The 14,322-nt window shown below is 59.1% G+C and carries 19 protein-coding genes; 14 read left to right on the top strand and 5 right to left on the bottom strand.

The window, feature by feature from the left end:
- Positions 1-56 precede the first annotated feature (56 nt).
- Positions 57-677, top strand: a complete 621-nt coding sequence (gene hpf, locus G359_RS18385) for a ribosome hibernation-promoting factor, HPF/YfiA family (protein ID WP_045838222.1) — start codon at positions 57-59, stop codon at positions 675-677.
- Between the two features lie 97 nt (positions 678-774).
- Positions 775-1,239, top strand: a complete 465-nt coding sequence (locus G359_RS18390; RefSeq protein ID WP_045837295.1) for a PTS sugar transporter subunit IIA — start codon at positions 775-777, stop codon at positions 1,237-1,239.
- Positions 1,240-1,294: 55 nt separating this feature from the next.
- Here G359_RS18390 and G359_RS18395 read toward each other — a convergent pair whose 3' ends face one another.
- The gene (locus G359_RS18395; protein WP_045837296.1) at positions 1,295-2,092 is read right to left on the bottom strand and encodes an undecaprenyl-diphosphate phosphatase; all 798 of its coding nucleotides are present in this window, start codon (positions 2,090-2,092) and stop codon (positions 1,295-1,297) included.
- 137 nt (positions 2,093-2,229) lie between these two features.
- Between G359_RS18395 and G359_RS18400 the strand changes: the two genes are divergently transcribed.
- The 4 genes from G359_RS18400 (at position 2,230) to G359_RS18415 (ending at position 5,989) form a co-directional block, all read left to right on the top strand.
- A complete protein-coding gene (locus G359_RS18400; RefSeq protein ID WP_045837297.1) occupies positions 2,230-2,934 on the top strand; it encodes a glutathione S-transferase family protein in 705 nt (234 codons plus the stop codon).
- Between the two features lie 9 nt (positions 2,935-2,943).
- Positions 2,944-4,098, top strand: coding sequence for a tRNA epoxyqueuosine(34) reductase QueG (queG, locus tag G359_RS18405; protein ID WP_045837298.1), 1,155 nt, complete (start codon positions 2,944-2,946; stop codon positions 4,096-4,098).
- Positions 4,095-4,958 carry an SDR family oxidoreductase gene (locus G359_RS18410; RefSeq protein WP_045837299.1) on the top strand — a complete coding sequence of 288 codons (864 nt, stop codon included), beginning with the start codon at positions 4,095-4,097 and terminating at the stop codon, positions 4,956-4,958. Before queG ends, G359_RS18410 begins: the two co-directional genes overlap by 4 nt.
- A 119-nt stretch (positions 4,959-5,077) precedes the next feature.
- The gene (locus G359_RS18415) at positions 5,078-5,989 is read left to right on the top strand and encodes a hypothetical protein (RefSeq protein WP_156150835.1); all 912 of its coding nucleotides are present in this window, start codon (positions 5,078-5,080) and stop codon (positions 5,987-5,989) included.
- Positions 5,990-5,991: 2 nt separating this feature from the next.
- Here the strand turns inward: G359_RS18415 and G359_RS18420 are convergent, their stop codons facing one another.
- Positions 5,992-6,795: an alpha/beta hydrolase gene (locus G359_RS18420; RefSeq protein ID WP_045837301.1), complete on the bottom strand. Its 804-nt coding sequence runs from the start codon at positions 6,793-6,795 to the stop codon at positions 5,992-5,994.
- Between the two features lie 34 nt (positions 6,796-6,829).
- On the opposite strand from G359_RS18420, the gene G359_RS18425 reads away from it, so the two are divergent.
- The 4 genes from G359_RS18425 (at position 6,830) to G359_RS18440 (ending at position 10,185) form a co-directional block, all read left to right on the top strand.
- Positions 6,830-7,990 carry a glycosyltransferase family 4 protein gene (locus tag G359_RS18425; protein WP_045837302.1) on the top strand — a complete coding sequence of 387 codons (1,161 nt, stop codon included), beginning with the start codon at positions 6,830-6,832 and terminating at the stop codon, positions 7,988-7,990.
- A 216-nt stretch (positions 7,991-8,206) separates the two neighbouring features.
- Positions 8,207-8,938 carry a hypothetical protein gene (locus G359_RS18430; RefSeq protein WP_045837303.1) on the top strand — a complete coding sequence of 244 codons (732 nt, stop codon included), beginning with the start codon at positions 8,207-8,209 and terminating at the stop codon, positions 8,936-8,938.
- Positions 8,939-9,139: 201 nt separating this feature from the next.
- Positions 9,140-9,670, top strand: coding sequence for a translation initiation factor IF-3 (gene infC / locus G359_RS18435; RefSeq protein ID WP_045837304.1), 531 nt, complete (start codon positions 9,140-9,142; stop codon positions 9,668-9,670).
- Between the two features lie 140 nt (positions 9,671-9,810).
- Positions 9,811-10,185: a cyclic nucleotide-binding domain-containing protein gene (locus G359_RS18440; protein WP_052699459.1), complete on the top strand. Its 375-nt coding sequence runs from the start codon at positions 9,811-9,813 to the stop codon at positions 10,183-10,185.
- A gap of 26 nt (positions 10,186-10,211) precedes the next feature.
- On the opposite strand, the gene G359_RS20645 is transcribed toward G359_RS18440, so the two are convergent.
- A complete protein-coding gene (locus tag G359_RS20645) occupies positions 10,212-10,388 on the bottom strand; it encodes a hypothetical protein (RefSeq protein WP_156150836.1) in 177 nt (58 codons plus the stop codon).
- A gap of 93 nt (positions 10,389-10,481) precedes the next feature.
- On the bottom strand, positions 10,482-10,682 hold the full coding sequence (locus tag G359_RS18445) for a hypothetical protein (protein ID WP_045837305.1): 201 nt from the start codon (positions 10,680-10,682) through the stop codon (positions 10,482-10,484).
- Between the two features lie 272 nt (positions 10,683-10,954).
- Between G359_RS18445 and G359_RS18450 the strand changes: the two genes are divergently transcribed.
- Entirely contained in the window at positions 10,955-11,470 is a 516-nt protein-coding gene (locus tag G359_RS18450) for a GtrA family protein (protein WP_245280085.1), read from the top strand.
- On the opposite strand, the gene G359_RS18455 is transcribed toward G359_RS18450, so the two are convergent.
- Complete coding sequence (locus G359_RS18455; protein WP_045837306.1) at positions 11,467-11,814, bottom strand: hypothetical protein; 348 nt, start codon at positions 11,812-11,814, stop codon at positions 11,467-11,469. The two genes, G359_RS18450 and G359_RS18455, sit on opposite strands and share 4 nt — an antisense overlap.
- Before the next feature lie 491 nt (positions 11,815-12,305).
- Between G359_RS18455 and rpmI the strand changes: the two genes are divergently transcribed.
- From rpmI to pheS, 3 genes are all read left to right on the top strand, one after another.
- The gene (gene rpmI, locus G359_RS18460; RefSeq protein WP_015596609.1) at positions 12,306-12,506 is read left to right on the top strand and encodes a 50S ribosomal protein L35; all 201 of its coding nucleotides are present in this window, start codon (positions 12,306-12,308) and stop codon (positions 12,504-12,506) included.
- Between the two features lie 100 nt (positions 12,507-12,606).
- Positions 12,607-13,008: a 50S ribosomal protein L20 gene (gene rplT / locus G359_RS18465; protein WP_045837307.1), complete on the top strand. Its 402-nt coding sequence runs from the start codon at positions 12,607-12,609 to the stop codon at positions 13,006-13,008.
- 236 nt (positions 13,009-13,244) lie between these two features.
- Positions 13,245-14,318 carry a phenylalanine--tRNA ligase subunit alpha gene (gene pheS / locus G359_RS18470; RefSeq protein ID WP_045837308.1) on the top strand — a complete coding sequence of 358 codons (1,074 nt, stop codon included), beginning with the start codon at positions 13,245-13,247 and terminating at the stop codon, positions 14,316-14,318.
- Positions 14,319-14,322 lie beyond the last annotated feature (4 nt).

A 14,322-nucleotide genomic window follows, 5' to 3' on the forward strand; every position in this document is an offset into this window, starting at 1 on the left:
AAATTGCGCTCGATAACGGCGAACGCAGCCTCGGTAAGTGCAGAACAGGCATTTTCATGACAATTCAAATCACTGGTAAAAACATCGAAGTCGGCGATGCCTTCCAAAACTACGCCGGCGACAAGATCCGGGGCATCCTCCAAAAGTTTCTCTCTCGCGAAGTGAACGGCCACATTCGGCTCGAACGCGAGCGCGAGGTCTTCAAAACATCATGCACGGTCCATGTTGCGGGCGGACTTCTGCTCGAGGCGCATGGCGAAGGTGGAGACGCTTACAGCTCCGTCGATTCCGCCGCACACCGGCTGGAGACGCGCGTAAAGCGCTATAAGAGCCGCATTAAGCATCATACCTCGCCGGCTGCTGCTGCACGTCGCAAGGTCGACATCGAAGCACGCGACTATATCGTGAGCTTGGGCGACGACGACGAACCCGAGCAGCACGAAGCGAATCCGCTTATTATCGCCGAAGGCCAGCGCAACATTAGTCATATGACGGTTAGCGAAGCAGTATTGAAGCTCGACTTGTCGGAAGCGTCCTTCATGATTTTCAGGAACGCTGCCCACGGCGGGCTGAATGTGGTTTACCGGCGTAGTGACGGGCACATTGGGTGGATCGACGCCGATATCCCAGTGGCAGCGAAGGCAAATGGTGCCATCGCGCCGGAACATGCGGACTGAGGGCAGTTTATTTATTTTAATCAATGCAATGTGGAGACCGACCAGGATCTGGCTCGGTAGCCACATTGGCGGCCATATCATCGTGGATGGAGCCTGAATGAATATCGAAGACATGCTCGCCCCTGACGCGATCATTCCGCGTCTTGCGGCGGAGGACAAAAAGCAGGCGCTGTACGCCCTCGCCGAAAAGGCTGGGGCCCTGACGGGTGCGACTGCTGGCGACATCTATGCAGCACTGCTGCAGAGGGAACGGCTGAGTTCCACGAGCCTTGGCCGTGGGATCGCGATACCGCACGTCAAGCTTCCGGCCGTGACGAAGATCACGTGCCTGTTCGCGCGCCTCGAACGTCCCATTGCCTTCGAAAGCCACGACGGTGAACCCGTCGATCTTCTGTTCTTTCTTCTGGCGCCCGAACACGCCGGAGCCGATCATCTGAAGGCCTTAGCGCGCATTTCCCGGCTCGTCCGCGACCCCGCGACCCTCGAAGGTCTGCGTAGCGCCAAGGACGTCGAAAGCCTCCGGAGCGTGCTCACGAAGCCCCTGGCGTCCCACGCAGCTTAACGCGCTCGGCGGCCGGCTCGCGGAACGCGAGTCGCCGAGCGCAATCAAAAATGCGTCAGTGCAGGACAGCGATAGCGCCCAGTCCGATGCCGCCGACAAGCAGGCGCCACCAGCCGAAGAACGACAGCCCGCGTCGTGAGATGAAGTCGAGCATGTAACGGACGACGATGACGCCCGTTACGAACGCCGCGATGAATCCGAGCACGATGTGGCTCATGTCGTCGGGCGTCAAAATCGACCAGTTCTTGTAGAGGTCGTAGGCAAATGCGCCGGTCATCGTCGGCATGGCGAGAAAGAATGAAAATTCCGCAGCCGTGCGCTTATCCGCGCCGAGCAACACCCCAGACACAATTGTTGAGCCCGACCGCGAAACGCCTGGGATCATCGCGAGACACTGGGCAAAGCCGATAATGAGCGCCGTCGTCAAAGGAATATCCATGACGTCCGTGAAGCGCGGCTTGTACTTTATCCGGTCGATGACAAGCAGAATGATACCGCCGACAACGAGTGCCAGACACATGATCAGTGGCGACTCGAACAGAACTTCCTTGATGATCCGATGTGCAGCGACGCCGATGAACACCGCCGGCAGAAACGCGATCAACACCGCAAAAACAAAACGCCGCGTTCGGGCATTTGTCGGGAAATCGACGGCGAGATGCCAGAGCTTTCCGGCATAAACCGTCAGAAGGGCGAGGATCGCGCCGAGCTGGATCAGCACCTCGAAGGTGCGTCCTGCAGACGTCACACCCATGACGTCTTCCACCAGGAGAAGGTGCGCCGTCGAGGAAACCGGTAGATATTCCGTCAGACCTTCGATCAGCCCCAGCAGTACGACTTGCCACGTTTCCATCTATGCTGACCCCGCACCTCGAAAGCGGGGGAGCGTTAACAGAAAAAGCGGCAATACCAAAGAGGGCGTTTAGCCGAGTTGCCATCGAATCGACGACAGCGGGTGTATAATAACGTCGCCAGCAAAATAGGAATCCCATGCCCCCGCGACTTACGCAGTATCGCCTCTGTCCGCGTTCTCGGTCCATTCGATTGGCGCTTGCCGAATATGGCGTTGAAGTTCAGCTCATCGACGAAAATCCGTGGGAGTGGCGCCAGAGCTTTCTTGCAAAGAACCCCGCGGGTGAGATGCCGGTTCTCGAATTCGAGAACGGCCTGATCCTGTGCGGCGCATATTCGATCTCGGAATTCATCGCTGAAGAAGTGCTCCCCGTAGCAACGATGGTTGCGCCGGGGCCGCCGCCGCTCATCCCAGGCAATCGAGAAGACCGCGCGGAAGTCCGCCGCCTCATCGACTGGTATCAGGGAAAATTCGACCGTGAAGTCACGCGCGAACTGCTGATCGAGAAGGTCTATAGCTCCATGCTTCCCTCAGGCCCGGTCGCACCCGATCCCGGAATTCTGCGCGCCGTTCGCGCCAACCTCAAATACCATCTATCCTACACAGGCTATCTCGCCGACACCCGGCGTTGGATCGGCGGTGACGAACTGAGCTTTGCGGATTTCGCGGCTGCGGCTCAAATTTCGACCGCAGACTATCTTGGCGAGATACCGTGGAACGACTACCCCACAGTTAAAGTCTGGTACCAGCGGATAAAGTCTCGGCCGTCTTTCCGGGCCTTGCTCAGCGACCGCGTTCCGGGAACCGCTCCGCCTCTTGCCTATTCCGATCTCGATTTCTAAATCGCTCGTATGCTCGACGCCCGTAAATCAGGTTCCGATCTCGCGGACATGATCCGCACCGAAGCGTCGAAGCTTGGGCTCGATGCCGTCGGCATCGCACGGCTGACTGACGATACGGAACTCAGCGCACGACTGGCGCACTTTCTAAGCGAGAACCGTCATGGCGACATGGACTGGATGGAAACGCACGCCGATCGCCGCAGCGGTCCGCTGAAGCTTTGGCCAGAAGCGAAGAGCGCCATCATCTTCGGACAATCGTATGCGCCGCCGAGCAATCCTCTCGATGCCCTGCGCGACCGGTCGAACGCAGCGATATCAGTCTATGCCAAAGGCCGCGATTACCACGATGTGCTGAAGAAAAAAATCAAATCGCTAGCGCGTTCGTTCGCTGAGCGATCGGGCGCGGACGTCAAGGTCTTTGTCGATACCGCGCCGCTGATGGAGAAGCCGCTGGCCGCCAAAGCCGGTCTCGGCTGGCAGGGCAAACACACGATCCTGGTTTCGCGCAGTCACGGCAACTGGCTCTTCCTTGGCGCCGTATTGACGACCGCCGAGTTGGAACCCGATACCGGGCTGGACGACCATTGCGGTTCATGCCGCCGCTGTCTCGATGTCTGTCCGACGAACGCTTTCCCTGCGCCCTATCAGCTCGATGCGCGGCGCTGCATTGCCTACCTGACGATCGAGCACAAAGGCCATATCGCGCCGGAATTCCGCGCTCCCATCGGCAATCGCGTATTCGGTTGCGACGACTGCGCCGCGGTCTGCCCGTGGAATAAGTTTGCGACCACCGCAACGGAGATACGTTACGCCGCGCGCCCCGAAACGGATAATCCTCCGCTTGCCGAACTTCTTGCGCTCGATGATGCTGCATTTCGCTTGCGCTTCGCGGGCACACCGATCAAACGGACAGGACGCGACCGCGTCGTACGCAATACGCTGATTGCCTGCGGAAACTCCGGCGATCGATCGCTGCTTCGCCATATCGAACCCCTGATGGAAGACAATTCTGCGCTTGTCCGCGCGATGGCGATCTGGGCTTCACGCCGCCTCGCAAGCGACGCCGAGATCGACGCTCTGCAAAAGCGCTATCAAGATCGTGAGAGCGATCCCGAAGTCGCTGCCGAATGGACCTTGCCAATCGAAGGAATTCAACACGCATGAGCCGGCTCTTCTGTTTCGGATTGGGCTACTGCGCGAACGAGCTGGGCAGGCGCCTCCTCGCTGAAGGCTGGTCCGTCGCGGGTACGACCGCACACGTCGAAAAGGTCGAGCGTCTTGCCGGTCAAGGCTTCGAACCTTTTCTCTTCGATGGAACTGACGCCCTCCACGATGTCGCCGAAGCGCTCCAAAGCGCAACGCATGTGCTGCTGTCCATTCCGCCGGACGCTAAAGGCGATCCGGCCCTGAGGCACTTCGGAGCTGCGATCGCCGCCAGTTCTTCCATTCGCTGGATCGGCTATTTCTCGACCGTCGGCGTTTACGGCGACGCCTCGGGCAACTGGGTGGATGAGACGACGGAGACGCGACCCGGAACCGAGCGCGGACAGCGTCGCGTCAAAGCGGAGAACGGTTGGATCGACCTCGCCCGCGCATCCGGCAAAGCTCTCGTCATCTATCGTCTACCCGGGATCTATGGCCCCGGCCGCAGCGCCATCGATCAGCTGAAGGCAGGCACTGCGCGGCGCATCTTCAAGCCGGGTCAACTGACCAATCGCGTGCACGTCACGGACATTGCGACTGCTGTCGAGGCGAGCATCGATCTTCCGCCGGGGGTTCATATCTTCAACGTGACAGACGACCTTCCCGCCCCTCCGCAAGACGTCATCGCCTATGGAGCCGAACTCTTGGGCGTGCCATGCCCGCCGGCAACCGATCCCACCGACGCCGACCTGTCGCCAGCCGCGCGGAGTTTCTATATCGAGAACAAGAAGGTCTCGAACGCGCGCATGAAATCCGAGCTCGGCGTTAAACTTGCGTATCCAACGTACGTTGAAGGACTGAAGGCCATAGCCGAACTATAGCCGATCGGTTTTTAGTTTGCGGTCACACCTTTTCCCCCATTCCGCCAGAATGGGGGTAAAGACGTAACGACTGCGCTCCCGCGGGGAACGCAGATGCGAGCGGGACCATGAGCTTCGCCATGGCGATGAAAGCAATTTTTGCAGCGACGCTAGCGGTCATGCTTTCAGCGCTTGCGACGCATGCTGACCCTATCGATCCGGCGCAGGCGATCGCGCAAAAATTCTCCGACGCGAGCGACGAGGAAACCTCAAAGCCATCGCCCAAGCCATCGACAAAGCCAGCACCGAAGCCGTCTGTGGCTCCGAGCAAGCCCGACGCCGAGTACGAGGCGGATATGCTTCGACGGGCGCGCGCCGAAGAGATCGATCGCGAAAAGCAGCAATTCCAGAAGATTGCGGCTGAACCCTCAGCTATTCCCAAGCCCGTTCCGCCACCTGCTGTTTCCCCTCCTGCGGAAAAGCAGCCTGCGCCGTCCGTTGCAGCCGTTCCCTCGAAATCCGATATCGAGCCTTCAGCCAATTCTGCTGACGCGGCCGGTCCGCCCGCAACGCAAGCGACCATATTGCTTGTGCTCGATACGGAGAGCGGCCCGCTCGGATTCAAACCCGACCCGATCATTTGCATCGATGATCGCTGCTGGCTTTCAAACGGCATCGAAGCCCCGGCCGTCGCCATGCCCCGCACCCAGGCGGTCGCGTTGCGCACGACGGAGGAGACGACGTCCGATCCCTGCGCCGGGAAATCCGCCTGCGTCTATCGCGGCGTCCCGCTAGAAGCTGGCGCGCGCATCGAAGTCATCGAAGTCGGCGAAAGCCGCGGCGCTTCCGCCGGCGCCTTCACGATTGCAGCTGACACGAGCTGTCGCAAAGACGGCGCTGCTCTCCTTTGCGACAACGGTCTGGCGACACAGGATTTCCGGATTTGGGTGGTGCCCGAAGCTGTCGCCACATCCATCGGCCCCGATGCCCTCGAAGACGCTGTTGCCGAGGGTCTTCCCGACGCAGACGCCGCAGCGGGCAATGACAAATAGAGCTAAAGCAGTTTGCCGATCTCTGCGAACAGCAGATCGAGATCTTGCGGCCGCGACAGACGATGCTCGGCATCGGCCACCTCGATTAACTTGACATTATCGCCAGTCAGAAACGTCGTAAGCTCTCGTGTGTGAGACGCCGGCACATCGACATCGAGCAAGCCTTGCAAGATCACGACAGGCCGCCCGGGATTGAACGGCCGGCGCGCGAAAAGATGCTCGCGGCCATCCTCGATGAGGCGGCGCGTAATTGTATATGGCGCGGCATAGGCCGACGGCTGCTGGAAAAACCCGCGCTCCATAATTTCGCTGCGGGTCTCTTCCGGAAACCGCTTCCACATCAACTCTTCCGTCATATCCCAAGCTGGAGCGATCAAAACGAGCGCCTTGATCCGCGCCGCCTCGTCAGGGCGTTCGCGCAGAAGCTTCCGCAAGAGCAGAAGCGCGATATGTCCGCCCATACTCGAACCGATCACGATCTGCGGCCCTTCGGTCACCTCGGAGAAGATCGCCGTGGCTTCTTCAAGCCATCGCCCAATCGTCCCGTCCTCGATACGGTCTGCGGATATTCCATGACCGGAATAATCAAACCGCGTCGATGAAAGGCCGTGCTCGGCGGCCCATTGCGCAACGGCGGTCGCCTTCGTCGACGACATCTCGGACATGAAGCCCGAAAGCCAGAAAAGACCGGGGCCCCCGGACTTCGCCGGACGCTGCGCAATGAACGGGATTTCCCGCGCGTCGCGGCCCGTCCCGACAGGAAGGATTTGCGGTTCGGCTGATGCAATCTTATAGGGACTGTCCATCGTTGGTCTTGACGACTCCGTTTGATGAGCTGAAATGAAAAATACCTTCACGGTTCTGCAAGTCATTCCCCGGATGCGAGCCGGAGGCGCTGAACTCGGCTGCCTGCAGATCGCAACCGCGCTCGTCAAGAACGGTCATCGTGCACTCGTCGCATCCGCAGGCGGCTTGCTCGTCGATCAGCTCAAAGCTGCCGGCGCCGAGCATATCACTATGCCGCTCGCCACGAAAAATCCGCTTCTTCTCGCAAAAAATGGCTCCGAGCTCGCGAGCATCATTCGCCGCGAGAATGTCTCCATAATTCATGCACGCAGCCGCGCCCCGGCGTGGAGCGCCCTTTACGCAGCGCGGCGCACCGGCACGCCATTTGTAACAACTTACCATTCCGAATATTCCGAAAAAACGCGACTGAAGAATTTCTACAATAGCGTCATGGCGCGCAGCGACACCGTCATCGCCGTGTCGGACTACATGGCGCACCTCATCCGCACGCGCTACCACACGCCCGAAAAGCGCATCGCCGTCATACATCGTGCGTTTGACTCTAACGTTTTCGATCCGGCGCTGCTAACGCCTGAAAGACTGGCGGCTGTTCGGACGTTGCTCGATGCCGATGGGTCGAAGCCTGTGCTGATATTGGCAGGCCGCATCACGCCGCGCAAAGCGCAGCACCATCTTGTTTCCGCGCTCGGACTGTTGAAGGAACGCGGCGCTCCTGATGTTGTCTGCGTTTTAGCGGGCGAAATCGAAAAGCCGGCTTTCAAAGCGCAGCTCGAAGCCCAAGCTGAAAAGCTCGGCGTCGCGCATCAATTGCGCTTTCCGGGCCACGTGCGCGACGTCGCCGCCGCCTACGCGATCAGCGATATCGCGCTCAATATTTCGGAACAGGAAGGACTCCCGCGCGTCGCGATCGAAGCCCAGGCGATGGGGGTGCCGATGATCGTTTCGGATACTGGCCCCGGCCGCGAAGTTGCGCTGACCGAGCCCGATGTTAGGCCCGACGAAGCATCCGGTTTGCGCGTGCCTTACGCGGATCCGAAAGCCGTCGCCGACGCGATCGAAACCATGCTCAGCTGGCCATCCGAAAAGCGAAAAGCCTATGGCCAAAGAGGCTCCGCCAACGTCCGCAGCCGCTTCACACTCGACCAGCTGACCTCAAAAACGCTGGCGGTCTATCAGCGCTTGCTGAGCGCATAACGAGTGCTCATCCGACCAAGCGCGGGATAAGCGCGGAACGCGCAATGCTCGGTTGAGCCAGCATGACATAATTCTCCACCCATATACCGTTACTGACAATAATTAGCGGAAGGGAGGCCGAGCACGCTTTTGCGTCCGCTCGTCTTCCGATATCAAAGGTTTGGCTGGGTGGGTGGATCCACGGGGACGTGGCCGTAAGAATAAAAAACTGGGGCAATGCAAACAATAATCTGTATCAAGTGGGGTACTCGCTACGGAGTCGAATACCTCAATCGCTTGGCATCTATGGTCCGCCGCAATTCGCGGCGCGAGACACGACTCATCTGCTTCACAGACGACGGAGAGGGAGCCGATCCCTGGGTGCAAATAGCGCCGCTGCCGCCGATCAACCTGCCCCAGCGCGTATCCTCGACGCCCTGGCGCAAGCTGTCGCTATGGCAGTACCCCCTTCTCGATCTCGAAGGCGACGTCCTCTTCTTCGATCTGGACGTTGTCATCACCGGCCCGCTTGATGACTTCTTCGACTTTGAACCCGGCCGCTTCTGCGTTGCGCGGAATTGGACGCAGCCCAATGACCGCATCGGCAATACCTCGATCTACAAATTTCCCGTCGGGAAGATGTCTCACATCTTCGATACCTTTAACGCCAATCCGGAAGCCATTCTCGGCCGCTACCGGATTGAGCAGCAATACATATCGGCGGAAAGCGAAGACGTCGTTTTCTTCCCGCCGGAATGGTGCCTGAGCTTCAAACACTCTTTGCTGCCGATCTGGCCGCTGAATTTCTTCATCGCCCCGCGCCTACCGCCGGAGGCACGCGTTGTAGCTTTTCATGGCAAACCGGATCCCGATGAAGCGCGCGACGGGATTTGGCCCGTGAACGCGGGTTGGAAGAAATTTTATAAGTATGTCCTGCCAACCCCGTGGATCGCCGAACACTGGCGATGACGCCCATTTGCCTGGGCCCAAACGCCATGCGGCAATGGGATGTGTTCGGAAAAAGGGCGAAATCGCTTGTTTTGGCAATTTTGCTCACGCACACCGCTTGACTTAAGCGCCCGTTTTTTCCCATGTTCGCCGCTGGCGGGGGCGGAATCTGTCCTCCGTCATAATTGGAACCACAAAAGGAGTTGAACCATCCGTAAACCAATGCGACCCGAGCCTCAGAGCCGGGAAAACTCAGGGCCCCGCATCAACGACCAAATTCGGGCCCGGGAAGTCCGTCTCATCGATGAGACAGGCCAGAACGTCGGCGTCATTGCAAAATTTGATGCTCTTGCCCGTGCCGAAGAGGCCGGACTGGATCTCGTTGAGATCTCGCCCGACGCAGAGCCGCCGGTCTGCAAGATTCTCGATTTCGGCAAGTTTAAATTCCAAGAACAGAAAAAGGCCGCCGAGGCCCGTAAAAATCAGAAAATCGTCGAGTTGAAAGAGATCAAGATGCGTCCGGGCATCGACGATCATGACTACGACGTGAAGATGCGGGCGATTAAGCGGTTCTTCGAAGACGGCGATAAGGTCAAGATAACGCTGCGCTTCCGCGGCCGTGAGATGGCGCACTCTCAGCTCGGCATGGCGGTACTGCAGCGCGTGAAAGCTGACACCGAATCCATCTCTAAGGTCGAGAGCGAACCGCGCTTCGAAGGCCGCCAGATGGTCATGGTGCTCGCCCCCAAATGATGTGACTGCGGCGGGGTTTTCCGCCCCGCCCTTGTCTCCCCAATCCGCTTGAAGTCGCGACCCGGCCGGCGGACTTGTCCTCGGACACAGACGGTTCTAGCCTTCCCCGCTCGACGGCACTCTTTCGGGGGAACGGCCGCATGAGCGATGAACCGCCATTCGATTTCTCGATACTTGACCGTATCGGCGCGCCATATCGCCATTTTGCGCCGGGCGAGAAGATTTTCCTCGAAGAAGAACCCGGCGACGCCATGTACATGGTCCGATCAGGCCGGGTCGACGTCATCACTTACGGCACGGTCCTCGAGAACATCCGCACAGGCGGCATTTTTGGCGAGATGGCGCTGATCGACGATGGTCCTCGAAGCGCGGCAGCCATGGCCGCTGAACCGACCGAAGTCGTCGCCATAAACAAACCTACGTTTCTCGCTGTCGTCCGCGATGACCCGCAGTTCGCGCTCCGCGTCATGAGCCTGTTGGCGACCCGCCTGCGACGGATGAATAAGCAGTTGTGAGATGCGCGGCGGTTTTTGAAGTGCAATCACGCCGCCATCTTGAGCTTCGGCGCCGCGGCGTTCTTCGAATATTTCTGATGAGCCTCCGCGAGAAGCTGCAGCAGAATATCCTGGCGATTGTAGAGATTTGGAAAAGCTTGACGCAGATCGTCCAGCTTTTTCAGCGCCTCGCTATTCAGCCCAATATGAACGATGAGGTACATGGCGATGATCCGCAGGCTGCAAATAATACAGCCGATATCGCCATGACCTCGATGGATCCGCTGTTCCCCGCGAAACGCTGCGCGCCATCGCTTTCAATCGAGGTCCACTAAGCCAAGCGCAGCAAGCGAAACAAACGCGACAATCATCAAAATACCGACGAGCAAGACCAACGCCGGATAGAAGGCCGCGAAAACCACGCCCGCGCGCCAGCCGGCGGCCGAACGCAAGCTGATTGCAGCAGTCGGCAGCGCTGCCAAAAGCAAAATCGCGACAACGAACGGATCTAGCCTCATGACCAAACTCTCGATGTACGCCACTGAAAGTTGCTACTTTAGCTTGCCACATATGGGCAACCGCGCCAGTCAACAGCGGTGAAAGAGACGCAATCCGCGGCAAAATACGAATTTGCTGATGTATTCCACCGCGGTCGGACAAATCCCTTTACGCGTCACGCGGGTAAGCGATCGCTGCGGTCGATTTGGCGCATGACCGAAGTTTCCCGAACAGCCTAAAAAACGTGGGTTACGGGCGACGCGGCGGTTAACGGCAACCGAGAAAAATCCCGATGTTTCCCAAGATACTGCGGTCCGCTTGTCAGCCCGCTTTATCTATTCCATCGTTCGAAATCAGTCGCAAGAAGGCCGTCGAAATGCACCCCAAGGTTCGCCATGCACTGCTTTATACTGGCGTAAACCTGAGTTCGACCGTCGTAGACTTCACCATCTTTCTCGGCCTCACCCACGTCTTCGGGATGCCCATTCTACAAAGCGCCATCGCTTATTGCGTCGCCATGGTCGTGAATTATGCGCTGACGAGAAACTTCGTCTTCGCACACGACATGTCCCACAAATCGGAGCACCGGGTCTTCATCGAGTTCGTCGCGACGTCGTTCCTCGGTCTTCTCCTGACGACTGGCGTCATCTGGCTGACGGTGCACAAGATGAACTTGCCGCCTATCGAGGGAAAAACAATCTCCCTGCTGATCTGCTTCGCCTCGCTCTACTACATCCGCAGTCGTATCGTTTTCAGCAAGAACACGAATGCGAATGTTTCAGCCGACGCCGAACCGGTTCAGAACTAGAGATTGACGTGCTGGATCACGTAGCTGCCGCCCGCCGCGATGAGGCCCGCGATCAGCACATACGGCAGGATGGAAACGAGAACCATCAACAGTTCCACAAATGCCTTGAAGATCTGCTCCGCCGCCGCCCAGAGCTGGAAGAAGCCGCGATAGAGCACGTAGATGATGGCGATGACGACGACCGCCAGAATCGCGATTTTCCAGATCGGCAGCGATTGCCAGTCCGATTGGAAGATCATCAGCATCTGCCCGAATGACCACTGCCACACGAGCTCGACGAACCTGAAAATGGCCGTGATGCCCTGCTGCAGCAAATTGACGATCTGATCGATGATTTGCTTCACGGCCCAACCCCCTCGCGCGTCTGCGCGGTTAATAACGCATTAACCTCGTACTTGGTTCTAATCTAACTAATGAGAATTTCGCGGCTCGCCGCAGAAATCCTTCCGCGCGGTGCATTTTTCGCAACACCTGCCGAAATTGTTGCGAAGTTCCGATGGCTCCCCTATAACCCCGCTTAGAGCCGCCCGGCGAGGCATGCCGTGGCGGTTCTTATGCTTTTGAAAAACAAGCGGAAACCGCAAAAAGCACCCTTCGCAGGACCGGCCGTTTCGCAACGGCTGAGAGTGTTGGAGCAGCAATGCATCAGCACTTCGGCTCGGAAACGAGCCAGGGCATTTGAGCGCCTCCAAGCTCGCCTCCGCACTTCGGACCTTTTGGTCCGGGGCCGCAAGGCGGCCCGGCGCCGAGCGCCGCCCCCGCGGAGGGCCAGGATGGGAAGCGCGCAAGCGCGAGCATCCGGCGGGCCCGTGAGCGAGAACTAAGGACAAGCAAAATGCCTAAAATGAAGACGAAGAGCGGCGCCAAAAAGCGCTTCAAGATGACCGGCACGGGCAAAGTTGTTGCAGCCCAGGCAGGCAAGCGTCACGGCATGATCAAGCGCACGGCGAAATTCATTCAGAAGGCGCGCGGCACAGGCGTGCTGAACGATTCTGACGCGAAGATCGTCAAGAAATACATGCCCTACAACCGCTGAGATGTCCCCGGGCACTTGCGGCCGGCTCCCCGCAGGGGAGTCGCAAGTGCCAACGAAATCTCTTTCAATCTTGAAGCACTAATTCCAGGAGTTTTCTCCAATGGCCCGCGTCAAACGTGGCGTTACCGCCCACGCCAAGCACAAGAAAGTCATCAAGGCCGCGAAGGGCTTTTATGGCCGTCGCAAGAATACGATCCGCGTTGCAAAGCAGGCGGTCGAGAAGTCGCAGCAGTACGCCTATCGTGACCGCAAGCGTCGCAAGCGCAATTTCCGCGCACTTTGGATCCAGCGCATCAACGCTGCCGTCCGCGAGCACGGCCTGACGTACGGCCGCTTCATCAACGGCCTGACGAACCTCGGCATCGAGGTCGACCGCAAGGTTCTCTCCGACATCGCGATCAACGATCCGGCGGGCTTCAAGGCACTGGTCGACAAGGCAGCGGCAGCCGCCAGCTCGCCCGTCGCCAAGGCTGACCAGGACAAGGTCAAGAAGGCGGCTTAAGCCGCCACTTCGCGCTCGGTTTTTCGACTGGTCCCGCTGCTGACCATTCCTTCATCCCCTCCCCAGCGGGGAGGGGTCAGGGGTGGGGAGAAGCCGCACAACCGAGCGAGCGCAATGCAAGTTCCTGGGCATAAAGTGGCGTGTCGCCGCTAGCCATACACCCCACCCAGCCCCTCCCCTGAGGGGAGGGGTGATCTGGGGAAAAGAATGTTGGGTTCCGACTCAAGGAGATTTCTATGAGCGGCGCTAACGACCTCGCAGTCCTCGAAAAAGACCTACTCGCCGAGATTACAGGCGCAAGTGATCTCGCGTCGCTCGATGCAGTCCGCGTTTCAGCCCTCGGCAAGAAGGGGCGCGTCTCCGAGCTGATGAGCAAGCTCGGCTCCCTGCCGCCCGAAGAGCGCAAGAGCTTCGGCCAGACGGTCAATACGCTGAAATCGAAAGTTTCCGACGCTCTCGACGCCCGCAAAGCGGTGCTCGAAACCGCAGCTCTCGACGCGCGCCTCCAGACCGAGCGCGCCGACGTCACGCTGCCGGTGCGCCTCGGCCCTGTTGCCGAAGGCCGCATTCATCCCGTCAGCCAGGTTCTCGACGAAGTCATCGAGATTTTCGCCGATATGGGTTTCTCGGTCGCCGAAGGTCCCGACATCGAGACCGACGAGATGAACTTCGACAAGCTCAACATCCCGGCCGAACACCCAGCGCGCCAGGACCACGACACATTCTATTTTTCGCCGAAGGCCGACGGCTCGCGCCTGCTGCTCCGCACGCACACGAGCCCCGTGCAGATTCGCACGATGGTCTCGCAAAAGCCGCCGATCCGCATCATCGCGCCGGGCCGCGTCTATCGTATGGATAGCGACCAGACGCACACGCCGATGTTCCATCAGGTGGAAGGCCTCGTCATCGACGAGTCGACCCACATGGGGCACCTGAAATGGGTGCTCCAGGAATTCTGCAAGGCCTTCTTCGAGGTGGACGAAGTGAAGATGCGCTTCCGCGCCTCGCACTTCCCCTTCACCGAGCCTTCGATGGAAGTCGACATCGGCGCCGAAGCCATCGGCAAGCCTGGTCAATGGCTGGAAATCCTCGGCTGCGGAATGGTGCATCCGAACGTGCTGCGCAACTGCGGACTCGATCCTGAGAAGTATCAAGGCTTCGCATTCGGCGTCGGCCTCGACCGGCTGACGATGCTGAAGTACGGCATCCCCGATCTGCGCTCGTTCTTCTCCGGCGATTTGAAGTGGCTCAGCCACTACGGCTTCTCGATGCTCGACGTCCCGACCCTCGGCGGCGGGCTGTCGACCTAAAGGC

Origin of the sequence: Hyphomicrobium sp. 99 (assembly GCF_000384335.2) — a bacterium.
Lineage (GTDB): Bacteria > Pseudomonadota > Alphaproteobacteria > Rhizobiales > Hyphomicrobiaceae > Hyphomicrobium_B.

Bases quoted from the DNA above. Each gene is read 5' to 3' on its own strand.
- hpf (WP_045838222.1), top strand. From the start codon at position 57: ATGACAATTCAAATCACTGGTAAAAACATCGAAGTCGGCGATGCCTTC.
- G359_RS18390 (WP_045837295.1), top strand. From the start codon at position 775: ATGAATATCGAAGACATGCTCGCCCCTGACGCGATCATTCCGCGTCTT.
- G359_RS18395 (WP_045837296.1), bottom strand. From the start codon at position 2,092: ATGGAAACGTGGCAAGTCGTACTGCTGGGGCTGATCGAAGGTCTGACG.
- G359_RS18400 (WP_045837297.1), top strand. From the start codon at position 2,230: ATGCCCCCGCGACTTACGCAGTATCGCCTCTGTCCGCGTTCTCGGTCC.
- queG (WP_045837298.1), top strand. From the start codon at position 2,944: ATGCTCGACGCCCGTAAATCAGGTTCCGATCTCGCGGACATGATCCGC.
- G359_RS18410 (WP_045837299.1), top strand. From the start codon at position 4,095: ATGAGCCGGCTCTTCTGTTTCGGATTGGGCTACTGCGCGAACGAGCTG.
- G359_RS18415 (WP_156150835.1), top strand. From the start codon at position 5,078: ATGGCGATGAAAGCAATTTTTGCAGCGACGCTAGCGGTCATGCTTTCA.
- G359_RS18420 (WP_045837301.1), bottom strand. From the start codon at position 6,795: ATGGACAGTCCCTATAAGATTGCATCAGCCGAACCGCAAATCCTTCCT.
- G359_RS18425 (WP_045837302.1), top strand. From the start codon at position 6,830: ATGAAAAATACCTTCACGGTTCTGCAAGTCATTCCCCGGATGCGAGCC.
- G359_RS18430 (WP_045837303.1), top strand. From the start codon at position 8,207: ATGCAAACAATAATCTGTATCAAGTGGGGTACTCGCTACGGAGTCGAA.
- infC (WP_045837304.1), top strand. From the start codon at position 9,140: ATGCGACCCGAGCCTCAGAGCCGGGAAAACTCAGGGCCCCGCATCAAC.
- G359_RS18440 (WP_052699459.1), top strand. From the start codon at position 9,811: ATGAGCGATGAACCGCCATTCGATTTCTCGATACTTGACCGTATCGGC.
- G359_RS20645 (WP_156150836.1), bottom strand. From the start codon at position 10,388: ATGTACCTCATCGTTCATATTGGGCTGAATAGCGAGGCGCTGAAAAAG.
- G359_RS18445 (WP_045837305.1), bottom strand. From the start codon at position 10,682: ATGAGGCTAGATCCGTTCGTTGTCGCGATTTTGCTTTTGGCAGCGCTG.
- G359_RS18450 (WP_245280085.1), top strand. From the start codon at position 10,955: ATGTTTCCCAAGATACTGCGGTCCGCTTGTCAGCCCGCTTTATCTATT.
- rpmI (WP_015596609.1), top strand. From the start codon at position 12,306: ATGCCTAAAATGAAGACGAAGAGCGGCGCCAAAAAGCGCTTCAAGATG.
- rplT (WP_045837307.1), top strand. From the start codon at position 12,607: ATGGCCCGCGTCAAACGTGGCGTTACCGCCCACGCCAAGCACAAGAAA.
- pheS (WP_045837308.1), top strand. From the start codon at position 13,245: ATGAGCGGCGCTAACGACCTCGCAGTCCTCGAAAAAGACCTACTCGCC.